This window comes from Arthrobacter oryzae (assembly GCF_037911235.1).
GTDB classification, from domain to species: domain Bacteria; phylum Actinomycetota; class Actinomycetes; order Actinomycetales; family Micrococcaceae; genus Arthrobacter; species Arthrobacter oryzae_E.
The window spans coordinates 55,013-76,818 of the sequence record NZ_JBBLYW010000003.1 but is presented as its reverse complement, the minus strand read 5'-3'; the positions used below and the strand labels follow the sequence as shown (position 1 = coordinate 76,818).

At 67.4% G+C, this 21,806-nt stretch carries 16 protein-coding genes; 11 read left to right on the top strand and 5 right to left on the bottom strand.

The window, feature by feature from the left end:
• Positions 1 to 151: 151 nt before the first annotated feature.
• The 7 genes from WMN78_RS00770 to WMN78_RS00740 all read left to right on the top strand — a co-directional run bounded on the left by WMN78_RS00770 (position 152) and on the right by WMN78_RS00740 (position 10,648).
• Entirely contained in the window at positions 152 to 1,954 is a 1,803-nt protein-coding gene (locus WMN78_RS00770) for a glycoside hydrolase family 3 protein (protein ID WP_340531464.1), read from the top strand.
• Positions 1,951 to 4,572 (top strand): glycoside hydrolase family 78 protein, encoded by a 2,622-nt coding sequence (locus tag WMN78_RS00765; RefSeq protein WP_340531463.1) that lies wholly within the window; start codon positions 1,951 to 1,953, stop codon positions 4,570 to 4,572. Before WMN78_RS00770 ends, WMN78_RS00765 begins: the two co-directional genes overlap by 4 nt.
• Positions 4,569 to 5,597: an alpha/beta hydrolase fold domain-containing protein gene (locus tag WMN78_RS00760; RefSeq protein ID WP_340531461.1), complete on the top strand. Its 1,029-nt coding sequence runs from the start codon at positions 4,569 to 4,571 to the stop codon at positions 5,595 to 5,597. The genes WMN78_RS00765 and WMN78_RS00760 overlap by 4 nt, the downstream gene beginning before the upstream one ends.
• Before the next feature lie 98 nt (positions 5,598 to 5,695).
• Complete coding sequence (locus tag WMN78_RS00755) at positions 5,696 to 6,550, top strand: alpha/beta hydrolase (RefSeq protein ID WP_340531458.1); 855 nt, start codon at positions 5,696 to 5,698, stop codon at positions 6,548 to 6,550.
• A gap of 87 nt (positions 6,551 to 6,637) precedes the next feature.
• A complete protein-coding gene (locus WMN78_RS00750) occupies positions 6,638 to 7,567 on the top strand; it encodes a fumarylacetoacetate hydrolase family protein (RefSeq protein ID WP_340531456.1) in 930 nt (309 codons plus the stop codon).
• A complete protein-coding gene (locus tag WMN78_RS00745) occupies positions 7,567 to 9,426 on the top strand; it encodes an FAD-dependent monooxygenase (RefSeq protein WP_340531454.1) in 1,860 nt (619 codons plus the stop codon). Before WMN78_RS00750 ends, WMN78_RS00745 begins: the two co-directional genes overlap by 1 nt.
• Positions 9,404 to 10,648 (top strand): DUF3500 domain-containing protein, encoded by a 1,245-nt coding sequence (locus WMN78_RS00740; RefSeq protein WP_340531452.1) that lies wholly within the window; start codon positions 9,404 to 9,406, stop codon positions 10,646 to 10,648. Before WMN78_RS00745 ends, WMN78_RS00740 begins: the two co-directional genes overlap by 23 nt.
• 111 nt (positions 10,649 to 10,759) lie before the next feature.
• On the opposite strand, the gene WMN78_RS00735 is transcribed toward WMN78_RS00740, so the two are convergent.
• Complete coding sequence (locus WMN78_RS00735) at positions 10,760 to 11,827, bottom strand: quercetin 2,3-dioxygenase (protein WP_340531451.1); 1,068 nt, start codon at positions 11,825 to 11,827, stop codon at positions 10,760 to 10,762.
• A 131-nt stretch (positions 11,828 to 11,958) separates the two neighbouring features.
• A complete protein-coding gene (locus tag WMN78_RS00730; protein ID WP_340531450.1) occupies positions 11,959 to 12,429 on the bottom strand; it encodes a DUF1772 domain-containing protein in 471 nt (156 codons plus the stop codon).
• 127 nt (positions 12,430 to 12,556) lie between these two features.
• Between WMN78_RS00730 and WMN78_RS00725 the strand changes: the two genes are divergently transcribed.
• Positions 12,557 to 13,534, top strand: a complete 978-nt coding sequence (locus tag WMN78_RS00725) for an AraC family transcriptional regulator (protein WP_340531449.1) — start codon at positions 12,557 to 12,559, stop codon at positions 13,532 to 13,534.
• A gap of 46 nt (positions 13,535 to 13,580) precedes the next feature.
• Here the strand turns inward: WMN78_RS00725 and WMN78_RS00720 are convergent, their stop codons facing one another.
• The gene (locus tag WMN78_RS00720; RefSeq protein WP_340531448.1) at positions 13,581 to 15,287 is read right to left on the bottom strand and encodes an HNH endonuclease signature motif containing protein; all 1,707 of its coding nucleotides are present in this window, start codon (positions 15,285 to 15,287) and stop codon (positions 13,581 to 13,583) included.
• 52 nt (positions 15,288 to 15,339) lie between these two features.
• The gene (locus WMN78_RS00715; protein ID WP_340531446.1) at positions 15,340 to 15,744 is read right to left on the bottom strand and encodes a (R)-mandelonitrile lyase; all 405 of its coding nucleotides are present in this window, start codon (positions 15,742 to 15,744) and stop codon (positions 15,340 to 15,342) included.
• A 359-nt stretch (positions 15,745 to 16,103) separates the two neighbouring features.
• Between WMN78_RS00715 and WMN78_RS00710 the strand changes: the two genes are divergently transcribed.
• The 3 genes from WMN78_RS00710 (at position 16,104) to WMN78_RS00700 (ending at position 18,485) form a co-directional block, all read left to right on the top strand.
• Positions 16,104 to 16,283, top strand: a complete 180-nt coding sequence (locus WMN78_RS00710; protein ID WP_340531445.1) for a carboxymuconolactone decarboxylase family protein — start codon at positions 16,104 to 16,106, stop codon at positions 16,281 to 16,283.
• A 54-nt stretch (positions 16,284 to 16,337) separates the two neighbouring features.
• Entirely contained in the window at positions 16,338 to 17,369 is a 1,032-nt protein-coding gene (locus WMN78_RS00705; RefSeq protein ID WP_340531444.1) for a zinc-binding dehydrogenase, read from the top strand.
• 72 nt (positions 17,370 to 17,441) lie between these two features.
• Positions 17,442 to 18,485 carry an NAD(P)-dependent alcohol dehydrogenase gene (locus WMN78_RS00700; RefSeq protein ID WP_340531443.1) on the top strand — a complete coding sequence of 348 codons (1,044 nt, stop codon included), beginning with the start codon at positions 17,442 to 17,444 and terminating at the stop codon, positions 18,483 to 18,485.
• Positions 18,486 to 18,590: 105 nt separating this feature from the next.
• Here WMN78_RS00700 and WMN78_RS00695 read toward each other — a convergent pair whose 3' ends face one another.
• Entirely contained in the window at positions 18,591 to 21,689 is a 3,099-nt protein-coding gene (locus WMN78_RS00695; RefSeq protein ID WP_425341095.1) for an alpha-amylase family glycosyl hydrolase, read from the bottom strand.
• Positions 21,690 to 21,806: the final 117 nt, after the last annotated feature.

The following is a 21,806-nucleotide window of genomic DNA, read 5'->3' as shown; positions in this document are numbered from 1 at the left end:
CGGGGCCCCGCGGCAGCGATCCGCCGCCCCGGCGAACAGCCTGATGGACGCAATTTCAGTCAATGAAACTTCGCTAGCGGGGGTGTTGGCGATTCCGGGACGCTGGAGGAAGCACTGAATCCTCCTGCTTCTTTGACGAATCGAGCCGACGTTGACTCACCACACCCTGCGTTTCCCGTTCCAGGACTCCGCCCTCCCGGTGGCCCGGCGCGTGGAGGACCTGCTGTCCCGGCTGACGCTGGAGGACAAGGCGGGCCTCATGTTCCACGACGTCCTTCCCTTCGCGGCCGGCACCGGGCCGGCCCCTGAACTGATCGGCAGGCGGCGGCTTAACCACTTCAACATCCTGGGCGCAGCCGTCAATGCGCGGGACCTTGCCGAGTGGCACAACAGCCTCCAGGAGATCGCGCTGGCCACCGGGCCGGGCATTCCCATGACACTGTCCACCGATCCGCGCCACGCCTACACGGACAACCCAGGCACGTCGGCGCTGGCCGGACCGTTTTCCCAATGGCCCGAAGCCCTGGGCTTCGCTGCCGTTGGGGACCCCGACGCCGTCGAGGAGTTCGCGGACATCGCCCGGCAGGAGTACCTCGCCGTCGGGATCCGCTCCGCCCTGCACCCGCAGGTTGACGTTTTCACCGAGCCTCGCTGGTCCCGCGGCGGGATGACCTTCGGCGAATCCGCCGAGATGGCGGCCGAACTGGTGGGCGCGTACGTCCGCGGCTTCCAAACGGGAACGTTCGGCCCGGCGTCGGTGTCCACCATGACCAAGCACTTCCCGGGCGGCGGCCCGCAGCTCAACGGCGAGGACCCGCACTTCAGCTACGGCCGCGAGCAGGTGTACCCCGGCGGCAACTTCGACTACCACCTGCTGCCGTTCAAAGCCGCGATCGCCGCAGGAAGCCGGCAGATGATGCCCTACTACGGCATGCCGGTGGGCACCCCGTACGAGGAAGTGGGCTTCGGCTTCAACAAGGGCATCCTCACGGACCTGCTTCGCGCCGAACTCGGCTTCGACGGAGTGGTGTGCACCGACTGGGGGATCCTCACGGAAGGGGACATCTTCGGCCGTGTCTTCCCCGCCCGCGCCTGGGGCGTGGAGCACCTCAATCCGGAGGAGCGGATGCTCAAGGCCCTCGACGCCGGCGTGGACCAGTTCGGCGGCGAAAGCTGCGTGGAGCTCATGATCGCGGCTGTCCGCGTGGGACGGCTAAGCGAAGCCCGGCTGGATGCCTCCGTCCGGAAACTGTTGGCCGAGAAGTTCCTGCTGGGACTGTTCGAAAACCCGTTTGTGGACGCCGGCGCGGCAGACGCGACCGTGGGCACGCCGGAGTTCAAGGCCGCCGGCAGGGCCATGCAGCGCCGCTCCTACACCCTGCTGAAGAACCAGGAATTTGACGGAGTTCCGCTGCTTCCGCTCAGCACCGGCACACCCACCAACGTCTACGCCGAAGGGATCTCAGCCGGCGACCTTGGCCCGGCATTCACCGTGGTGGCAACAGCGGAACAGGCGGACGTGGCGATTATCCGCCTTCGCACCCCGTTCGAGGTGCGCGGGGAAGGCTTCGAATCCTTCTTCCACTGCGGCAACCTCGCCTTTGCCCCGGCTGAGGTGGAGCGGCTCACCGCCATCTGCCGCACCGTCCCCACCATCATCGACATCAACCTGGAACGGCCCGCCGTCATCCCCGAACTGGCCGAGCACGCCGCGGCGCTGCTGGCCAACTACGGTTCCGACGCCGACGCCCTGCTGGACGTCCTCACCGGCCGTGCTGAGCCGGAAGGCAAGCTGCCGTTCGACCTGCCCCGGTCCATGGCCGCCGTGGAAGCCTCCCGCGAGGACGTTCCCTTCGACACTGAAAACCCTGTCTTCCGCTTCGGCCACGGCCTCTCGCTGACTGCTACAGACCCCGCCGCAGCCCTCACCGCAACCTTTGGAGCCACCCGATGACCACAACCCCCTCCGCCCTCCGCTTTGAACACCATGAGGAGCCTTTCGGCATCGGCGAAGTCCGGCCGCGGCTGTCCTGGCAGGTCAGCACCGAAACACCGGACTGGAGGCAGGCCGCCTACGAGCTGGAGCTCGGGCCCGACGAAAACAGCATGGCCAGCTACGGCCGGACCGAATCCGCCGAACAGCTCCTCCAGCCCTGGCCGGCGCCGCCGCTGCAGAGCCGTCAGCGCGTCGCCGTCCGGGTCCGCGTGTGGGGCAACGACGACGGCGGTCCCTCCGAATGGGGCCCCGTCACCTACGTGGAAGCCGGGCTCCTGAACCCCACGGACTGGCAGGCGGCCATGATCCGGCCGGCCTGGCACGAAGCGAGCGAGGACACGGAACCCGCCTCCCGGCTGAGCCGGACGTTCGAAGTCACCGGCCCGGTGGCCTCCGCACGCCTCTACGCCAGCGCCCACGGGGTCTACGTCGCCTCAATCAACGGCCGGCGCGTCGGCCGCGACCGCCTGGCACCGGGCTGGACCAGCTACCACCACCGACTCCGCTACCAGACGTACGACGTCACCGACTACCTGCGGCCCGGCCCCAATGTCATCGGACTCGAACTTGCCGACGGCTGGTGGCGCGGCAACCTGGGTTTCCAGGACAAGCGCAACACCTACGGTGACCGCACAGCGGCCATCGCCCAACTGGAAATCACCGACGGCGGCGGCAGTATCACGGTCATCGGAACCGACAGCTCCTGGCTGGCGGGCAGGAGTCCGGTGCTCGGGTCCGATCTCTACAACGGCGAAACCTATGACGCCCGGCTGGAGGACGGCGGCTGGGCGGGGGCCGAGGATGCCGTCCTCGATCCCGTAGTCGTGGAGGACTTTGATGCATCGGTGCTGGTGGCCCCGGACGGTCCCCCGGTGCGGGCCACTGAAGAGCTGCCCGTACGCGCCGTGCTGGGCACACCGTCCGGGAAGACCATCCTGGACTTCGGCCAGAACCTGGTGGGGCACGTACGCCTCCGGGTCAGCGGCGAGGCCGGCACGGAGCTGGTGCTGCGCCACGCCGAAGTCCTGGAACACGGAGAACTCGGCACCAGGCCCCTGCGGGTCGCCAGGCAGACCGACCGGTACGTACTGCGTGGCAGCGGCGAGGAGATCTGGGAACCTGAGTTCACCATCCACGGCTTCCGCTACGTGGAGGTGAGCGGCTGGCCCGGTAACCTGGACCCGCACGCGTTCACCGCCGTCGTCATCCACTCGGACCTGGCGCGGACCGGTACGTTCGAATGTTCCGACAGCATGCTGAACCAGCTCCATTCCAATGTTGTCTGGGGGATGCGCGGCAACTTCGTCGATGTGCCCACGGACTGCCCGCAGCGCAACGAACGGCTCGGCTGGACCGGTGACTTCCAGATCTTCGCGGCAACGGCGTCCTTCCTCTACCGGATCCCCGGGTTCACCGCCTCCTGGCTGAAAGACCTGGCGGCCGAGCAAGGAACCGACGGACCCCCGCCGCTGGTAGTCCCCGAAGTGACGTTCGACAAGCCGCCGTTCCCTGTCCGCCCGGTGATGGCGGCGTGGGGTGACGCGGCCGTGCTGGTTCCCTGGGTGCTGTACCAGCGCACCGGCGACCTGGAGTTCCTGCGCCGCCAGTTGCCGGGAATGATCGCGTGGCTGGATGCTGCTGCCCAGGCTGCAGGGCCGGAGCTGCGGTTCGAACAGGGCTTCCAGTTCGGTGACTGGCTGGACCCGGCAGCTCCGCCAAACGAACCGGGTGAGGCCCGGACGCCCTGGCAGCTCGTGGCGCAGGCCTACCTGGCGTACTCGGCCCGGGTGGCTGGCGAGGCCGCGGAGCTGTTGGGCGAGGATGCCACTGGCCTCCGCGAACTCTCGCGGCGGGCCGCCGCGGTGTTTCGCGAGCGTTACATTGCCGACGGCGGCGAGCTGCTGCCGCCCACCCAGACGGCCTATGCCGTGGCGTTGAGCTTCGGACTGCTGGAAGGCGGGGAGGAAGCAGTGGCCGCCGCCGGACTGGCTGCGGCAGTGGAAGCCGACGGCTATCGCATCGCCACCGGCTTCGTGGGGACCCCGCTGGTGTGCGACGCCCTAACCGACCACGGCTACACGTCGGCGGCCTACCGCCTCCTGCTCCAGACTGAATGCCCGTCCTGGCTGTACCCCGTGACCATGGGCGCCACCACCATCTGGGAGCGCTGGGACTCCATGCTTTCGGACGGCAGTATCAACGAGGGCGAGATGACGTCCTTCAACCATTACGCCCTGGGTGCCGTGGCCGACTGGATGCACCGCAGCCTGGCCGGGCTGGCTCCGGCTGGACTTGGCTACCGGAAGCTCCTGATCCGTCCCATGCCCGGCGGCGGATTGGACTGGGCGCAGGCCCGGCATGAAACCCCCTACGGTGTGGCCGGTGTCCGCTGGGACCTGGCGGACGCGGACTTCACGCTGCAGGTGACCGTGCCGGCGGGCTGCACCGCCACTGTGGTGCTGCCCGACGCTGACGGCACCACCCATGACGTAGGCTCCGGAACGCATTCGTTCAGCTGCGCCGCGGCGTTGCCCTACGGCGCCGCCAGGGCACCCGAACTCGCGGCACGGCCATGACCGTGGACCCGGAGCTGGCCGGCCTCATGCACCACGTGGCAGGCGCCGGCTCCTTCGCCGAGCTCCTTGCAGATCCCTCGGGCCAGCAGCGGCTGGAGGCCTTCGGCGCCGGCACGGCCCTGTACACGGCGCCCGACGTAGCAGTCCGGACCGTGGACGTACCGGGCCCCAACGGCCCGGTGCCGGTGCGCATTTACGGCGGGCCGGCGTCGGGCTCTCTAAGCCGGGACTCTTTCGCGGCGGCGGCTTCCGACGGCGGCGCCGCCGCAGGCGGCGCACCCGGCGGCGCACCCGCCCTCGTGTGGTTGCACGGCGGCGGTTTCGCCGGGGGCGGGCTGGACATGCGGGAAGCCGACCAGCTGGCGCGGGAAGTGGCCGCCAGGAGCGGAGGTATGGTGCTGTCCGTCGATTACCGGCTGGCCCGCGACGGCGTGCATTTTCCGGTGCCGCATGAGGATGTCCTGGCGGCCTGGCTGTGGGCCGTGGAGCACGCCGCGGAGCTGGGGGCTGACCCCCGCACACTGTGCCTGGGCGGAGCCAGCGCCGGCGGCAACCTGGCAGTCGGCGCTGCCCTCTACCTCAAGGATTCGGGCCGCCACATGCCCTCAAAGCTGGTGCTCGCCTACCCTTTCCTGCACGCGGAGCTGCCCGCATCAGGGGACCCGGAAGCTGCCCGCATGGCCGGACTTCCGGCGATCCTCCGCTTCACTGCCGACGATTGCCGCGCCATGGTGGAGAACTACATCGGCGGCCCCATCCTGATGGCTTCCTCCTACGCCATGCCCGGGCACGCGGATCCGGCCGGACTGCCGCCGGCCGCCGTCCTGGTATCCGAATACGACGACCTCCGCGGCTCCGCCGAGCTGTTCATTGACGGTCTCCGGGCCGCAGGGATCCCCGTGGAGTGCAGGCTGGAGCCGGGCGCCACGCACGGGTACCTGAACCACTCGGCCGGACTGGGAATTGTCCAGCGGGGACTGCAGTTCCTGGCGGACGAAGTGGGCTCGGCGAAGCCCTTCCAATGATTGAAATTTCCCGTTTCCACCGGGGCTTCCGTCCAGCAGGCTTAGGAAAGACGCCGGATCGATCCTGATACCGGCCATGGCAACGGATGGAGTCATAGATGACTGCAGGACAAGTCCTGAAGGGGATCGAGTTTTCGCATCCCGGCGGGTTGCCGTTGCTGCTGGACCTCTACCTGCCGGCGGCGGGAACCCTCCGGGGTCCGGTGCCGGCCGTTGTGCATTTCCACGGCGGAGGCTGGCGGATGGGGGAGCGCTCCTCCCTCGGCCCCGTGACGGACGGGTTTTCACTGACTCCCTTTGAGCGGCTGGCGGCGGCCGGGTTTGCCGTGGTGTCTGCGGACTACCGCCTGTCCTCGCAGGCCGTGTTTCCGGCCCAGTTGGAGGACGCCCTGGCGGCGGTCTCCTGGATCCGGGCCCACGCGGCGGACTTCAACGTCGACCCGGGCCGGATCTTCGCCTGGGGAGATTCCGCCGGCGGCCACCTTGCCTGCCTGGTGGGCTTGGGCGCGGACGGTTCCGGCGCCCCCGCCGGTATTTCGCCCGTTGCCGCCGTCGCCGCCTGGTACCCGCCTACTGACTTGATCCGGATGGGCGCCCAGGCCCTGCCCGACGCCGTCGCAACAGCTGACGACCCCGGTTCCCGGGAGGCACTCCTCATCGGGGCGCAGCCGGCTGATGCCCCGGACAAGGCAGCCGCCGCAAGCCCGCTGAGCTACGTCGGCGGACACGCGCCGCCGTTTTTCCTGGCCCACGGCACCGCCGACCGGTTCGTCCCGCCCGCGCAGGCCACCACCTTTGCCGCGGCGCTGGAAGCTGCCGGGGCCGACGTCGAACTTCTCCTCATTGAGGGCGCGGACCACATGTGGCTGCTGCCGGACAAAGACCCGGCCGCAGCACAGAAGGTTTTGGACGCCACCATCGATTTTTTCCGCAGGCAAGCCCAGGCCTCCTGACCTTGCACCTCCTGACGTTGCACCTTCTGACGTGAAACCAGCCTGACCGGCATTCCTTGTGCCCGGGCTAGACCTGAAAGGCTCCACATGCAGTACATCGGCATCAACCACCGCGGGGAATCCTGGGCAGCGGCCCTGGTGGATTCCCGCGTTTTCCCGCTGGCGCCCGTGGGCGAGTTCTGGGCGGACGCCGCCGGCTGGCAGGACAAGGCTGTCTCCCTGACGGCTGGCAGTTCCCAGCCCGCCGCGTCTGTATCCGCCGCCAAAGCATCCGGCGCCTCACAGCCCGACGCCCCACAGTCCGACGGCGGCTCGCTGGAGCGCGGCAGCGTCACCGAGGTACCGCTGGTGCCCGCCTCGGCCCGGGTCATTTGCGTCGGCCTCAACTACAGGGCCCACGCCGCGGAGGGCAGCTACAAGGACCAGGATCTGCCGCCTTACCCCACCCTGTTCGGCCGCTGGACGGCCTCCCTGTCGGTGGGAAATGTGCCGGTCCCCGTGCCCGCCGGTGAGGACGGCCTGGACTGGGAAGGCGAAGTGGCGGCGTACATCGGCCGGCGTGTGGAATCAGCTGACGAGGCCGAGGCGGGCGGAGCGGTCTTTGGCTACTCCACCTTCAACGACCTGACCGCCCGCCGGGCCCAGAAGCTCACCACGCAGTGGACCCTGGGCAAGAACGGCGACTTCACCGGCCCCCTTGGCCCGCTGGTCAGCAGCGACGAGGTGGGCGACCTCCGTGACGGCCTGCAGGTCCGCACCCGGGTGAACGGCGCCGAAGTCCAGAACGGCAACACGCGGGACATGATCTTCTCCGTGCCGGCCATCATCTCGCTGATGAGCCAGACCCTTACCCTCCATCCCGGCGATGTGATCGCCACCGGAACCCCGGAGGGCGTGGGCTACGCCCGCACACCACAATGGCTGCTGCAGCCGGGCGACACCGTTGAAGTGGAAATCGAACGCCTCGGCACGCTGACCACCCCGGTCGGCGACATCTCACTCCGCGGCCGTGCCTGATGGTTACCCTGCAATCCGCATCTCCCGACAGGCTGCCGGAGGAGGTGCAGGTACTGATCTCCGGCGGCGGCCCCAGCGGACTCTTCCTCTCGCTGGACCTGGCGTCCCGCGGCATCCCCAGCGTAGTGATCGAGCCACGGACGTCCGTGGATCCGGCCCGGCCCCGCGCCAAGACCACCAACGCCCGCACAATGACGCACCTGCGCAGGCTGGGACTGGCGGACGCACTCCGTTCCGCAGCTCCGCTTCCCGTGGACTACGCCCAGGACGTGACCTTCTGCACCGGCCTCACCGGCCCGGCAGCCCATGAGCTGCGGACCTTCAAGCAGGCCTTCCAGTTGGTGCCCGGCCGCTACGGGCCGCAGCCCGAATGCGGCCAGCAGGTTCCGCAGCCCGTCCTGGAGGAAGTCCTCCGCGCGGCGGTGTCCGAGGCTCCGCTGGTCACCCTGCTGACCGGGTGGCACGTTGAAGACGTTGCTGTTCACCCGGGGGTTGCTCTTGCCGGGACGGCTGTGCCCGGAACCGCAGTGCCTGGAACCGCCGTGCCCGGGACCGCAGTGCCTGGAACCGCAGTGCCCGGAACCGCAGTGGTGGTGGCGGATGGCGCCGGACGTACCCGCACCATCGCCGCCGACTTTGTGATCGGGGCCGACGGCGGGTCCTCCGCCGTGCGCCGCAGCCTGGGCATCCGACTCGAAGGCGGCTCCGCCGCACTGTCCAACATCAGCATCATGTTCCGCTCCAAGGACCTGGGCTCCGCAATCACCCTGCCCCCTGCCGTCCAGTACTGGGTGGTGGGTGCGGAAACAGCCGGAATGGTGGGCCGGATGGATCTCGCCGACACATGGTGGGCCATCATCCAGGGCGTGGACGCCGCCGCAGCAAGCGTGTTGACGGACGAGGACGCCGCCACCATGGTCCGCGAACTGGTGGGCGCAGAGGTGGATGTCGACGTGGTGGCCACGGACCCCTGGACTGCCCGCATGCTCCTGGCCCCCGGTTACGGCCGCGACGGCGTGTTCCTGGTGGGCGATGCGGCGCACCTGAATCCGCCATGGGGCGGCCACGGCTTCAACACGTGCATCGGCGACGCTGCGAACCTGGCCTGGAAGATCGCGGCTCGCCTCGCGGGCTGGGGCGGGCCGGAACTCCTGGCCAGCTACGGGCTGGAACGCCGTCCGGTGGCGGCCCGGACTATCCGGGACGCCGCAAACAACGGCGAGGCGCTCGCCTACCATTTCGCTGATCCGGCGCTGCGCAGCACCGGCGACGACGGCCGCCGGGCCAGGCAGGCGGCCTACCAGGCGCTCGCCGTGAAGCAGAGCGAGTTCGATTCGCTGGGACTGGTGCTCGGCTACACCTACGGGGATTCGCCCCTGGTGGTGCCGGATGGCTCGCCGGTTCCCGCTGAGGACCCCATCCGGTACGTCGCTTCGGCCAGCCCGGGCGCGCTGCTTCCGCATGCCTGGCTGGCTGACTCCACGTCCGTCTACAACCTCCTCGGCCAGGGCTTCACGCTCCTTGCAGATGCCGCAACCCTGGGCGGCATGCCGGAAGTCAGGGTTTTCACGCCGGTACTCGAAGCAGCGGCCCGGCAGGGCATCCCGGTGACCGTCACCGCCGTCGGGCCTTCCGACGACGGGACGCCAATGGCGGACCTGTGGGGAGCCGACGCGGTGCTGGTCCGTCCGGACCAGCATGTGGCTTGGCGCGGCAGCGCGCCGGAAGCTGCCGCGGCAGCACTGTCCGTGGCCGCCGGTTGGGGCAGCTCAGCCGATATTTCTTCTCAGCACCCGACGCAGTACAACGAAACGCAGTACAACGAAAGGGACTCCCGTGTCAGCGCCGTCATTCCGTGATTTTCTTTTCGCTCCTGACCATCCGCGGGTGGCCGGGATCCGCGGCCTCACTGCCCGGGACTATGCCGAGGCCGCCAAGTCCGATTCCTTTGCCGGGCCCATGATCAAGGGCTGGGACGCGCTCTATCCGGAACAGTTCAAGGGCATAACGAACGACGGCGTCATCCGCCGAGGGCTGTATCCGCTGGAACCAGCCCGGTCCGGCGAGGAAGCTCCCACGGCCGCGATGGTGGCTGCCGGGCGGAAGTTTTTGGAAGTGGCCACGCCGGAGCAGGCGTCCCGGTTGAGCTATGCCGTGGACGCCCACGAGTGGCAAAGCTGGGCCAACCCGGAGTTCATGCAGCATGACACCGGGCTGCGGCTGGATGAACTCGATCCGCCTGTCCGCGATGCGGCGCTGGCGTTGGTGGAAGCGAGCCTGAGCCCGGCGGGTTTCGAGCTGGCCAGGAACCTCATGCGGATCAACGGGTTCCTCGGTGAACTGGTGGAACTGCCGCTGCTGATGAACGAGTTCAGCTACAACTTCGCCCTGTTCGGCGATCCGTCCGAGACCGAACCGTGGGGCTGGCAGCTTTTCGGGCATCACGTGGCGCTGAACTGCCTGGTGGCGGGCACGCAGCTGGTGATCTCACCTGTGTTCCTCGGAGCTGAACCCGATGGCATCGACGCCGGTCCGCACCGGGGCGTCAAGGTCTTCAAGGAGCGCATCGCGCTGGCCCGGCAGCTGATGGGGGCGCTGCCTGACAGCCTCCGCAAGGATGCAACGGTCTATGGCGCAATGGTGGATCCGGCCATGCCCGAAGGCCGGATCCACCCCGGGGATGAGCGGCACCTGGGCGGATGCTTCCAGGACAACCGCGTGATTCCCTACGAGGGCATTCCGGTCAGCTCGATGCCGCCAGAGGCCCGGGCCGTGCTGGATGATCTGGTGGAGGACTTCATTGCCTATCTGCCGGACGGGCCGAGGGCCGCGCGGCGCAGGGAAATCCAGGAGCACTACGGCGAGAGCTGGTTCAACTGGATCGGCGGCTGGGAGGGCCAGGAGGCCTTCTACTTCCGGCTGCAGAGCCCGGTGGTAGTGATGGAACTGGACCACCATACGGGCGTCTTCCTCAGCAACGACGAGCCGGCGCCATTCCACATGCACACCGTCCTGCGCACGCCCAACGGCAACGACTACGGCCGCGAACTGGTGCGCCAATTCCAATCGGCTGCTCCGTAACAGCCGTTATCCGGGGCGAAAAGGGCGCCTACGGAGCAATCGATGAACCCCTGAGAGCAGAAGTGGCCCGGACTTCCTTGCGGAGGTCCGGGCCATTGTTGTTGGCGCTTGTCAGATATCCAGTGCCGCGCGGCGCTGCGGCGGGGGACCGACCACCGTGAGGTCCATTTCGGCCTGGGCGCGGGCGAAGCCCTCCCTGTCCATGTACGGGGTACCGCCTTCGGTGTACATGTAGTCCTCGGTGGGCTTATTGAAGTACTCAAAGAAACCGTCAAAGACCGACGGCGTCAGGAAACCCACCATCTGGGTGTTGTGAGAATCGAACGCGAAGGAGTGGACGGTGCCGGCCGGGGCGTGCAGGAAGTCACCCTTGGTCAGGAGTACCTCGCGGCCGTTGGCGTAGAGCCACATCCGCCCCTCGGTGCACAGGAAGTTCTCGGTGTGCTCCGAGTGGAAGTGCAGCGGAATGTACGGGGACTTGGCTCCCTTGGTGTGCACCGCGAAGTAGTTTGAACCGGTGTTCGCCGGCCGGGAGAGGTAGGTGAACATGGTCTGGTAGCTCACCAGGCGGTCACCTTCGCCGGCGCTGAGGAAGTACGGGCTCTGGGCCGCCGGCAATCCCGCATCCTGCTGGAAGGTAGGCGCAACGCGCTCCACCTCCGGGAAGGTGATGCCGAATTCCGCGCCCACTTCGGCCTGCTCCTGGGCGCTGCGCTTGTGGCCCGCGTGCACGGGCGGGACATGCGAATCGATGGGAGTGCCGACGCGTTCGTAGTAGGCCTCGGCGCCGCCGGGGGTCATCCAGTTCAGGAAGCGGGTGTAGTGGCTGGCCATGCGGTAGGCGTGCGGGGTTCCTGGCGGGATCACCACTGAATCACCCGGGGTGAGGATGCGGCTCTCACCAGGCAGCCAGACGTGCAGGATGCCGTCGAAAACGTACAGGGTCTTGTGCTCCACCTTGTGGCTCACGAAGGGGGATTCGGCTCCCATGCCTCCGGAGATATAGGCGGCGCTAAAGATACCTCCGGTGTCCGCAGCGCGGGCGATGACGGTGACCAGCTGCCCGTTGATCTCGTACCGGGCGCCCTCGCCGGAGGCCATGTAGTAGGGGACAGCCTCGCCGGGCAGCGCGTTCGCCACCGGGAGTTGCGTGTTCATTTCCTCAACGCTGAGGGACATTGGTTCCTTCTTTCCAGTCCGGAGCTTCGCCGTGGCGTGGTCACCAGCATGCCCTCAAAGCCGTCCGTCCGGCGTCAGAGTTTCCAATGAGTGAAATACATTCCGTCTCACGGGACTGCTGTCCGGTCCGTTCAGTGCACGGGGTCAACCAACACCGGCACCATCAGACCGAGTGCGCCGGTGAGGGACAGGGCGGCGCGGACATGGTTTGCCCGGGTCCATGGCTGTTCAAACGCATCCCACATGGCCTCCAGTCCCCGGGGCCCTGTGCTGGCAAGCCTGTTGTTGAGCGGGACGTTCACTGCCATGGTCAAGGCCCAGCCGGTCAGGTACGCCATGGATCCGGCCACCCTCAGGGGCGTGGAATGCTGGGGATCGGTTGCCGCGGCGATGATGTTGGCCCCGCAGGCAGCCGCCGTTCCGAAGAAGAGGATCATGAACGGCGGCGTGACCGCCCGTTCGTTGATCGCAGCCATCGCTGCCGCTGCTTCAGGTGCGGGCCGCCGACGCAGCGCCGGCATCACCACAGCCGAAAAGGCAAAGTAAAAACCGCCCGCCACAGCGGAACCCGTCCCGGCAACCACCGGAAGCCACGCGTTCACAAGGAGGCCTTGGACGTGGGCTTGGAAAATGAACTTATGATCGTCATAACCTCAGCCTTCCGGCTTGGGGCTGGACGATGAATAGCTAAGCGTCCACTCAGCATCTTTGATCGTCTAGGCTCAGGGCATGGATCCTATGACGGAGTTCCTTGCCGGCCCCCAGGCGCGGCAGGCCTTCACCCTTCGGGTCGCGCTGGATCCGCCGTTTGCCATCGACGTCCGTGACAGGGCCGCGCTGACGGTGATAGTCCCTGTGCGGGGGACAGCCTGGGTTACCGCCGGAGGCGAAACACAGGCTGTGAATCCCGGCGAGGCCGCCACCGTCAGGGGACCGGACTGCTACGTCGTGGCGGACTCGCCTGACCGTGCACCCACCGTGGTGATCGGGCCGGACCAATCATGCCAATCGCCGTCGGGCGACCGCTTGGAGGTCACCATGCGGCACGGTGTCCGAACGTGGGGCGATCGGGAAGACGCTGAGACGGTGATGCTGATCGGTACGTACCAGAGCGATGCGGCGGTGGGCCGGCTCGTTACCGCGGTCCTGCCCCGGCTCGTCGCGTTCACCGAGGACGAGGCGGATCCGGCACTGCTGGGGATGCTGCACCGGGAACTCACGCTTCAGGGCCTCGGCCAGCGGACCGCCCTGGACAGGGTTCTGGACCTGCTGCTCCTCCACCTGGTGCGCGCCTGGGCCGCACGCCCCGGGACCGCAGTGCCCGGCTGGGTATCCGGCAACCGCGACCCGATCGTCGCCGAGGCGCTTTCCCTGCTGCACCGGGAGCCCTCGGCCCCATGGACTGTTGCTGAACTGGGCAGGCGTGTCCACGTTTCCCGGGCCGCGCTGGCCGCGCGGTTCCGTAGCACTGTGGGACAGCCACCCATGACGTACCTAACGGCGTGGCGCCTGGCTTTGGCTGCCGACCGCCTCTCGACGAGTGCTGACACACTGGCCGTGATTGCTGCCCGGGTGGGGTACAGCAACGCCTTCACCTTCAGCACTGCATTCACCCGCGCGTACGGCAGCAGTCCGTCGGTATACCGGGCATCACAACGGGGTGGCGTCCAGCCCGGTCCCCACCGCCCTGCCGGTCAAGTTGGCTAGGCGGCCGGCCGGTAGGGGCACAACGAAGCCAGGAAATAGCCGCCATTCAGCACCGGAAGTAGTGGTTCCGTCTGGGTACTTGGCGTGGGTCGATGTGGGGTGGCGGGATGAACCACGGGACGCCCGTTTTGACCTGGATGTGCCACTGCTCCTTGTGGATCAGGTGGTGGTGATGGCTGCACAAAAGGGTGCCGTTGTCCGTGCTGGTGGTTCCGCCATGTGACCAGTAGCTGATGTGGTGGGCTTCGCACCACGGGGCCGGGATGGTGCAGTCCGGGAACGCGCAGCCCTGATCTCTGGCGGTGATGGCTTTGCGGATGTGGGGCGGGAAGATCCTCGTGGTGCGGCCGACGTCCAGGATCCGTCCCTCGCTGCCGAGCAGGACCGGGATGATGTCCGCGTCGCAGGCGATCTTCCGGACGGTGCCGGCGGTGACGGGGCCGGTGAATGTGAACGAGCCTGTGCCGGTTTTGGTGGCGGTGGTTGAGGTTCCGGTGCTTGACGGATCCACACTGTCCAGCTGGTCCACGCGTTCCAACCGTTCCAACAGGTCGCGGTAGTCGATGGTGACCATGACCTGCGGCCGCAGTCCGCCCGCAGCAGGCAGACCTCCGGTGCTGAGGCCTGCTTTGGAGGCGCCCACCAGGCCGTCGAGGAGCCGCTGCGGACGGGTCCGCAGGTCCAGGGCATCGGCTGCAGCGGTGTCCGCGTCGCCGCTGCGGGTGCGGGGGTTGGTGGCGATGTTCATCGCGGTCAGGAGGGGCTCAAACTGGTCCGGGGTGGCGAAGACTTCAAAGTGCTGGAGCCCGCGGCGGGGCTGACGGAGGAACACGCCCTGGCGGCGGCGGAGTTCTTCCTCGGACGGTTCGGAGCCGTCCTGGTCGAGCCCGTCGACCCAGCGCCGGGCGACCCGGGCCAGGAAATCGGTGTCGTGTTCCGCTGCCGTGCTGGTGAGGTTGTGTTCCATCCGGGCCACGGCGTCTTCGGGGGCATGATGGCGGACCCGGTCCAAAGCCAGGGTGATGATGGTCGCGGCGCGGGACGCAACTGTTCCCGCAGCCACGGCCGCGGCGAGCTCGGGCCGTTCCGGCGGCTCGGTGTGCCCGGTGATCCCGGTCCTCGGGAGCAGAGAGTCGGCCAGGGCGAGCCGGCGGCGTGCTTCGGCGGTGCCGATCCGAAGCCGGGCACGGAGGAAGTCGGCTGCGTTCCGGCACCCGTCATCAACCGGGTCCGGGGCCCGGGTTTCTTGAGTTTCAGTTCCCGCGGGCGTCTCGGTGGCCGGATCACACCCGGTGCCAACGGTTTGGCGGGAGGCCCAGCCAATGGGCCCGTGGACGGCTGTGGCTTCGCCCCACCCGGTGGCCCAGCCAACCGCGGCACCGGAGCCCGAGCCAGCCCGCGCAGCCGCCTGGGCCTCCCGCCGGGTCCGGTCTACGGCCCCTGCCGCGACCACCTGCAGAAATTCAAGGTTCCGGGACATTTCCTCGACCTCGGCGGCAAAGTCCGCCGCCTCCCGAAAGCCCATCATCCCGGCGTCCTCAACCGCCGTCGAACTCAAAGCCCCCAGCAGCGCAAGGATCCGGGCCAGATCACCGTAACCGCCGCCGTCGGACGCCAATGCCTGAGAAGGCTGAGGCCCGGCGGGGACACTGCGCAGGCCCGGACCGGAAGCGAGCCGAACAGCAGAAGCGGCGGCGGGCAGTTTGGCCCATCGCAACGCCCCTCCTGCTGCAAGTTCCCCCATGACTTCCATGGGATAAGTCTGCCGCGGGGGTCGGACAATAATGCTGGCCCGCGCACAGGCCCTACTTCGCGCCGTATTCCTCGTCGGTCACGTGTTCGCCCCACGCAGTTTCCGGGCCCTCCTGGTCTTCGCCCAGGCCTTCCCACATGGCGAGGTGGCACATGAAGTGGTCAGCGGCAGCGCCGTGCCAGTGCTCTTCACCCGGCGGCGTGTAGATGGTGTCGCCGGGACGGATCTCGATCACCTCGCCGCCGCGGGACTGGACCAGGCCGCGGCCCTCGGTCACGTGCAGGGTCTGCCCATTCACGTGCGAGTGCCACGCGGTATGGGCGCCCGGGGCGAAGCGGACCATGTTCACGCGCAGTTGCGACGGTGCCTCGCCCTTGGCGATGACGTCGAACCAGACGTCGCCGGTGAACATTTCCGCCGGCCCCTTGTTGCTTTGCGTTTTGGGCTGGATTTCCAACAGTTCTCCTCAATCGCTGGTTACCCGTCCCTGTGGGGACGGCATTCCACCCCGTCAACACTAGGAGCCGTCGCCAGCTGCAGGGAGGCCCTGCCAGTACCTGTACCAACAGGACCTTCCGCGCGCGCAGGGAACGCGGTTTGCTGGATAGGCAGCGAAAACTTCCAAAGGAGCACCATCATGGCACCAGAGACCCCTTCGAAAGCCCAGCAACTGATCGGTGACGTCGCACCCAAGCTCGTGCAGCTCACCGACGACGTGCTGTTCGGAGACGTCTGGGAACGGCCCGGCCTCTCGCCCCGCGACCGCAGCCTGATCACTGTCGCCCCGCGCTCACGTCGCTGTACCGGACCGGCCAGTTGCCATCCCACCTGCGCCTGGCACTCGCGAACGGCGTCACTGCCGACGAACTCGTGGAAGCCATCACCCACCTGGCCTTCTACGCCGGCTGGCCCAACGCCATGACGGCCGCCACCGCGCTCAAGGAGGTTCTTGCAGAACAGGCGACTGAACAGCCGACGACGGCGCATGCCGGCTAAGCCGTCCGGCCCGCCGCTACTGCCCACTACCCCCTAAACTCCGAAAGGATCCTCATGCGAGCAACAGTCATGTACGGCGCCGGCGACGTGCGCGTGGAAAACGTGCCCGACGCAGCCATCAAGGAACCAACAGATGCTGTGGTGCGGGTGGTCCTGTCCTGCGTGTGCGGGAGCGACCTGTGGCCATACGCCTCCCTCCCCGCGTCGGATCACGGCCGGCGCATGGGGCACGAATTCCTCGGCGTCATCGAGGACCTCGGGTCCGACGTCCAGGGCTTCAAACGGGGCGACCTCGTGGTGGCGCCGTTCGTCTGGTCGGACAACACCTGCGATTTCTGCCGGGAGGGGCTGCAGACGTCCTGCCGCCACGGCGGCCAGTGGGGCCACAACCTCGACGGCGGCCAGGGCGAAGCAGTGCGCGTCCCACAGGCACAAGGCACTCTGGTGAAGCTGCCTGTGGGCGAGGACTCCCCGCTGCTTCCCTCCCTGCTGACGCTCTCCGACGTCCTGTGCACCGGACACCATGCCGCCGTTACGGCGCGAGTGAACCCGCGCACCACCGTGACGGTGATTGGCGACGGCGCGGTGGGCCTGTCCGCCGTGATCGCCGCCAAGCGCCTGGGCGCTGAAAGGATCCTGCTCATGGGCCGCCACGAGGACCGGACCGGCTTGGGCCGCGAATTCGGCGCCACGGACATCATCACCGAACGCGGCGAGGAGGGGATCGCGCGGATCCGTGAACTCACCGGCGGCGACGGCACGCACACAGTGCTGGAGTGCGTCGGGACCCAGGACGCCATCAACACCGCGATCGCCGCTGTGCGCGACGGCGGTGCCGTTGGTAGGGTGGGAGCTGCCCAGTACACCGATGTGCCCATGAATTTCGGCACCGTGATGCGCAATATCACCCTGACCGGCGGCGTGGCCCCTGCCCGGGCCTACATTGAAGAACTCATGCCTGACATCCTCGAGGGAACAGTCCAGCCCGGCAAGGTGTTTGACCAGACTGTGGCCCTCGATGATGTTCCCGCCGGCTACCGCGCCATGGCGGACCGTACAGCGCTCAAAGTGCTCATCCGCCCCTGAAACTGTCGTTCAACCACCTACCGAACCTCATCACCCAACGGATCCAACGATCACCCAACATTGGAGAAAATATTGCTTACCGCTAACGCTTACGCCGCCCCGTCCGCTGACGAAGACCTGGTCCCCACCACCATCGAACGCCGCGACGTCGGCCCCCACGATGTGCTGATCGAAATCAAGTACGCCGGCATCTGCCACTCCGACATCCACACCGTCCGCGGTGACTGGGGACCCCAGCAGTACCCGCTGGCACCCGGACACGAAATCGCCGGAATCGTCACCGAAGTGGGAGCCGAAGTCACCAAGCACGCCGTCGGCGACCGTGTCGGCGTCGGCTGCATGGTGAATTCCTGCCGCGAGTGCGTCAACTGCCAGAAGGGTGAGGAGCAGTACTGCCTCAAGGGCAACATCGGCACGTACGGCGCCGTGGACCGCGACGGCACCATCACCCAGGGCGGCTACTCCACCCATGTCGTGGTGACCGAAGACTTCGTGGTCCGGATCCCGGAGGGCATCGAGCTCGACGTCGCCGCGCCGCTGCTGTGCGCCGGCATCACCACCTACTCGCCGCTGCGCCACTGGGGTGCGGGCCCCGGCAAGAAGGTCGCCGTCGTCGGACTGGGCGGTCTCGGCCACATGGCCGTCAAGATCGCCCACGCCATGGGCGCCGAGGTCACCGTGCTGTCCCAGTCGCTCAAGAAGCAGGAAGACGGCCTGAAACTGGGCGCGGACCACTACTACGCCACCAGCGACGAGAACACCTTCGCCGACCTGGCCGGCAGCTTCGACCTGATCATCAACACGGTCAGCGCCTCGATCGACATCAGCTCCTACCTGCAGCTTCTGACCCTCGACGGCGCCCTGGTGAACGTCGGTGCGCCGGCAGAACCCCTCCCGGTCAACGCGTTCGCACTCATCATGGGACGCCGCTCCTTCGCCGGCTCCATGATCGGCGGCATCCGCGAGACCCAGGAGATGCTCGACTTCTGCGCCGAGCACAACCTGGGTGCCGAGATCGAGGTCATCCCGGCCGGGAAGATCAACGAGGCCTACGAACGCGTCCTGGCCTCCGACGTCCGCTACCGCTTTGTGATCGACACGTCGACCCTCAGCTAATCGCCACCGCACGGTAGCGACCCGAAAGTAGCAGCAACTAAAAAGCAGCGCCGCCCTCAGGAGAGGGCGGCGCTGCTTTGGCGGTTAATATCGACCAGTCGGCCGCTAACCGGCAGTCATCACGTGCGTGAAGTGGTCGTACCGGATGGTGAGCGGGCCGCCGTCGTGCACCAGGCTGATGTTGGCGCCGTTCGGCGATCCGCCGGCACCGTAGCTCACAGCCCAGGACCTGTCCAGGGCGGCTTTGAACTCATACGTGCCGGCCTTAAGGCCCTCCACGGACAGCTTCCACACCAGATCGTCCGGGTCCAGCGCCAGCTGGGCCTGATCGCAGGCGGGCATCCAGACGTCCGGGCACCCCTGTTCCGCGTTCATGCTCCCCGCGGCCGCGACGGCGCCGGGCTGCTGTGACGCGTAGACCGGGCTGAGCAGGTGGGTCGTGTGGTCGTACCGGAACGTCACGGCCCCGCCCGGGTGCTCCAGCACGATGTTCGCGCCTTTCAGTGCGCCGCCTGCTCCATAGTTCTCATCCCAGCCGCCGTTGAGCGCGGCCTTGAACTCGTATGTGCCCGCCGGCAGTTTAGGCAGTGTGAGGCGCCAGACCTTGTCCGCCGGGTCCAGCGTCATAAAGGCCGCCGAACAGGTCGGATCCCATTCCCCGCAGCCCATCTCCGAGTTCAGGCTGCCCGCCACGGTCACGGAGTCCGGCTGCGGGATCTCCCCGGCCACCACAGTCCGGATATCGCTCACCACGTTCTCGGCGCCCGGGGCTGACATGGTGGCCCGGTAGCGGAGTTCGGCGCCGTCCGCGAGGCCAAGCGCCGCAATGTCGTCAAAGACCGTGTAGGCCGGAGACGAGCTGTCCGAACCAATCGACGCCCACGCGCCGCCGTCCACGCTGCGTTCGAAGCTGACGGTGTAACCGGCCTTCTCCGGGCTGGCCGTGGCGCTGACTTCCACGGTGCCGTCCACGCTGCTTCCCTCCGCCGGTTTCTGCATGGCGAGGACCGGGGCGGGAACGGTGCCATTCCGGGCGGCGCTGACGGACGTGTGTCCGCCGTTGTCCAGAACCACTGCGCGGTATTCCACGGCAGTACCCGGGTTCAGCTCCGTGACCTCATGGAACACCTGGTACGGGGCGGTATCGTCCGTGCCGATCGGCTCCCATTCACCGCCCGCTGTCCGTGCCTGGAAGGTGACCTCGTAGAACGAGGAACCGTCGACGTCGGCCGCCACCCGGATCCTGCCGTTGTCACCTTCCGCCGTGGCCGGCTCCTGGAGGGCGACGGCGGGAGCCGCCTTGGAGTGGGGGATCCGCCCCGACGATTCGTAGACCACCGCGGAGAGCGGCGGAACGGTGACGCTGAGCTTGCCATCGTCGGCCGTCTTGACCTCGGCGGCGGAAGCGCCGTCGTCGCCTGTGTCGCCGTAAATTCGTGTATAGGTGCGCTTGGCAATAAAGGTGGGCACCGCGGCAGTCTGTGCGGTCCCGCTGTTGTTAACCGCCACGACATACTCGCGCTGGTCCGTTGCGTCAGTGCGGGAGAACGCGTAGATGCCCTGGGTCTCCGCTGCGTACCGGTTCTGGTGGGCGCCGTTGCGCAGGGCCGGGTGCTCGGCGGTTAGCGCCGCGAGTTCGCTGATCTTGCTGTACAGCGGGTGGGCGGTGTTGAAGTTGTCCGTGGCATGGGTGGCATCGGTGCCCAGCAGGTCATCGTCGAGGTACTCCGGCACCTGGCTGGCGAAGAGCGTCTGGCGTGCATCCTGGTCCCCGCCGGGGCCGGTGAAGCCCTGTTCGTCCCCGTAGTACACCACCGGGTTGCCGCGCGAGAAGTACATCAGTTCGTGGGCCAGCCTGTCCCGGGCAACGCGTTCGGCGTCGTCCGCACCGGGGTTGTCCGCGGCGATGAAGCTGCCGATCCGGCCCATGTCGTGGTTGCCCAGGAAGGTGGGCAGTTGGTAAACGTTGGAGTCGGCGTCCGTGTACCAGTCGTCGCCGGCGAAGAACGTCTCCAGCTGGCTGGCGGACTGGCTGCGGGAGGCGAAGTTGCGGGCGGCGTCCTGGAACGGGAAGTCCAGCACAGCCTGCATCTTGTTGCGGGTGGTGAACTGCGAGGTGAAGCTCTTGGAGGTATCGAAGACCTCGCCGAACATAAAGAACTCGTCCTTGCCCTGCTCCTTGGCGTAGTCCAGCACCCTGGGGCCGAACTCCTGCCAGAACTCGTCATTCACATGCTTCATGGTGTCGATCCGGAAGCCGTCCACACCGAATTCGCCGATCCACGTTTCATAGATGTCCGCCATGCCGTCCACCACGCGGGGGTGCTCGGTGAAGAGGTCGTCCAGGCCGAAGAAATCCCCGTAAAAGGAGTCCTCGCCCTGGAATGTGGTGTCGCCGCGGTTGTGGTACAGCGTGAGGTTGTTGAGCCACGACGGCACCTTGAGGTCTTCTTCTGCCTCATCCAGGACCGGCGTGTAGGGGAAGGACTTGGCCGGATTCAGCTCCGGGAACGTGTCCGTTCCGGCGTAGTCGCGGTCGTCGAACTCCTCGCCGGCCGCCGTCTTGTAGGGCTGCGTGTCCTTGGAGATGTAGGGCTTGCGGGCGTCCTTGGGGTCTTTCCCGTACCCGATCACGTCCGCGGTGTGGTTGGTGATGATGTCGAAGTAGACCTTCATCCCGCGTGAGTGCGCCTCGTCGATCAGCGATTTCAGCTCGGCGTTGGTGCCCAGATGGGGGTCGATCTGCGTGAAGTCGGTGACCCAGTAGCCGTGGTAGCCGGCTGATTTGTCCTCCGGCTGAACCGCTTTGTTCTTGAAGCTCGGCGTCAACCAGATGGACGTGGTGCCCATGCCCTGGATGTAGTCAATCTTGTCCAACAGGCCCTTCAGGTCGCCGCCGTTATAGAAGCCTTTTTTCGTGGGGTCGAAGCCGGAGACCATCGGATCCCCGCCCAGCCCGCCGTCGTCGTTCGCGGTGCTTCCGTTATTGAAGCGGTCCGCCATCACAAAGTAGAAGTTCTCGTCCGTCACCGGTGCGCGGAGCGAATGGGAAGCTGACGGCGCATCGGGGCCTATCGGCTCCGGCGCCGCGTAGGCCGGGGCCGCCAGCGCGGCGGCGGCCACCAGCACCGCAACCGCCGCGGCGACACCCCTGGCCGGCTGGCTGCAGGGCGGATTCTTGGGGTTCGAACTGCGGAAAAACACGATAGGAAAACCTTCCGGATAGCGACATTGCTGCTGTGAAGGATGATGCGGGAGACGGCTTCTGAGAGCCAAGTCACAACTGTAAGCGCTTGCACCGACTTTTTCCAGCAAGTTCCC

Coding starts and splice junctions, on each gene's coding strand:
- WMN78_RS00765 (WP_340531463.1), top strand. CDS start 1,951: ATGACCACAACCCCCTCCGCCCTCCGCTTTGAACACCATGAGGAGCCT.
- WMN78_RS00745 (WP_340531454.1), top strand. CDS start 7,567: ATGGTTACCCTGCAATCCGCATCTCCCGACAGGCTGCCGGAGGAGGTG.
- WMN78_RS00725 (WP_340531449.1), top strand. CDS start 12,557: ATGGATCCTATGACGGAGTTCCTTGCCGGCCCCCAGGCGCGGCAGGCC.
- WMN78_RS00750 (WP_340531456.1), top strand. CDS start 6,638: ATGCAGTACATCGGCATCAACCACCGCGGGGAATCCTGGGCAGCGGCC.
- WMN78_RS00755 (WP_340531458.1), top strand. CDS start 5,696: ATGACTGCAGGACAAGTCCTGAAGGGGATCGAGTTTTCGCATCCCGGC.
- WMN78_RS00735 (WP_340531451.1), bottom strand. CDS start 11,827: ATGTCCCTCAGCGTTGAGGAAATGAACACGCAACTCCCGGTGGCGAAC.
- WMN78_RS00705 (WP_340531444.1), top strand. CDS start 16,338: ATGCGAGCAACAGTCATGTACGGCGCCGGCGACGTGCGCGTGGAAAAC.
- WMN78_RS00720 (WP_340531448.1), bottom strand. CDS start 15,287: ATGGAAGTCATGGGGGAACTTGCAGCAGGAGGGGCGTTGCGATGGGCC.
- WMN78_RS00760 (WP_340531461.1), top strand. CDS start 4,569: ATGACCGTGGACCCGGAGCTGGCCGGCCTCATGCACCACGTGGCAGGC.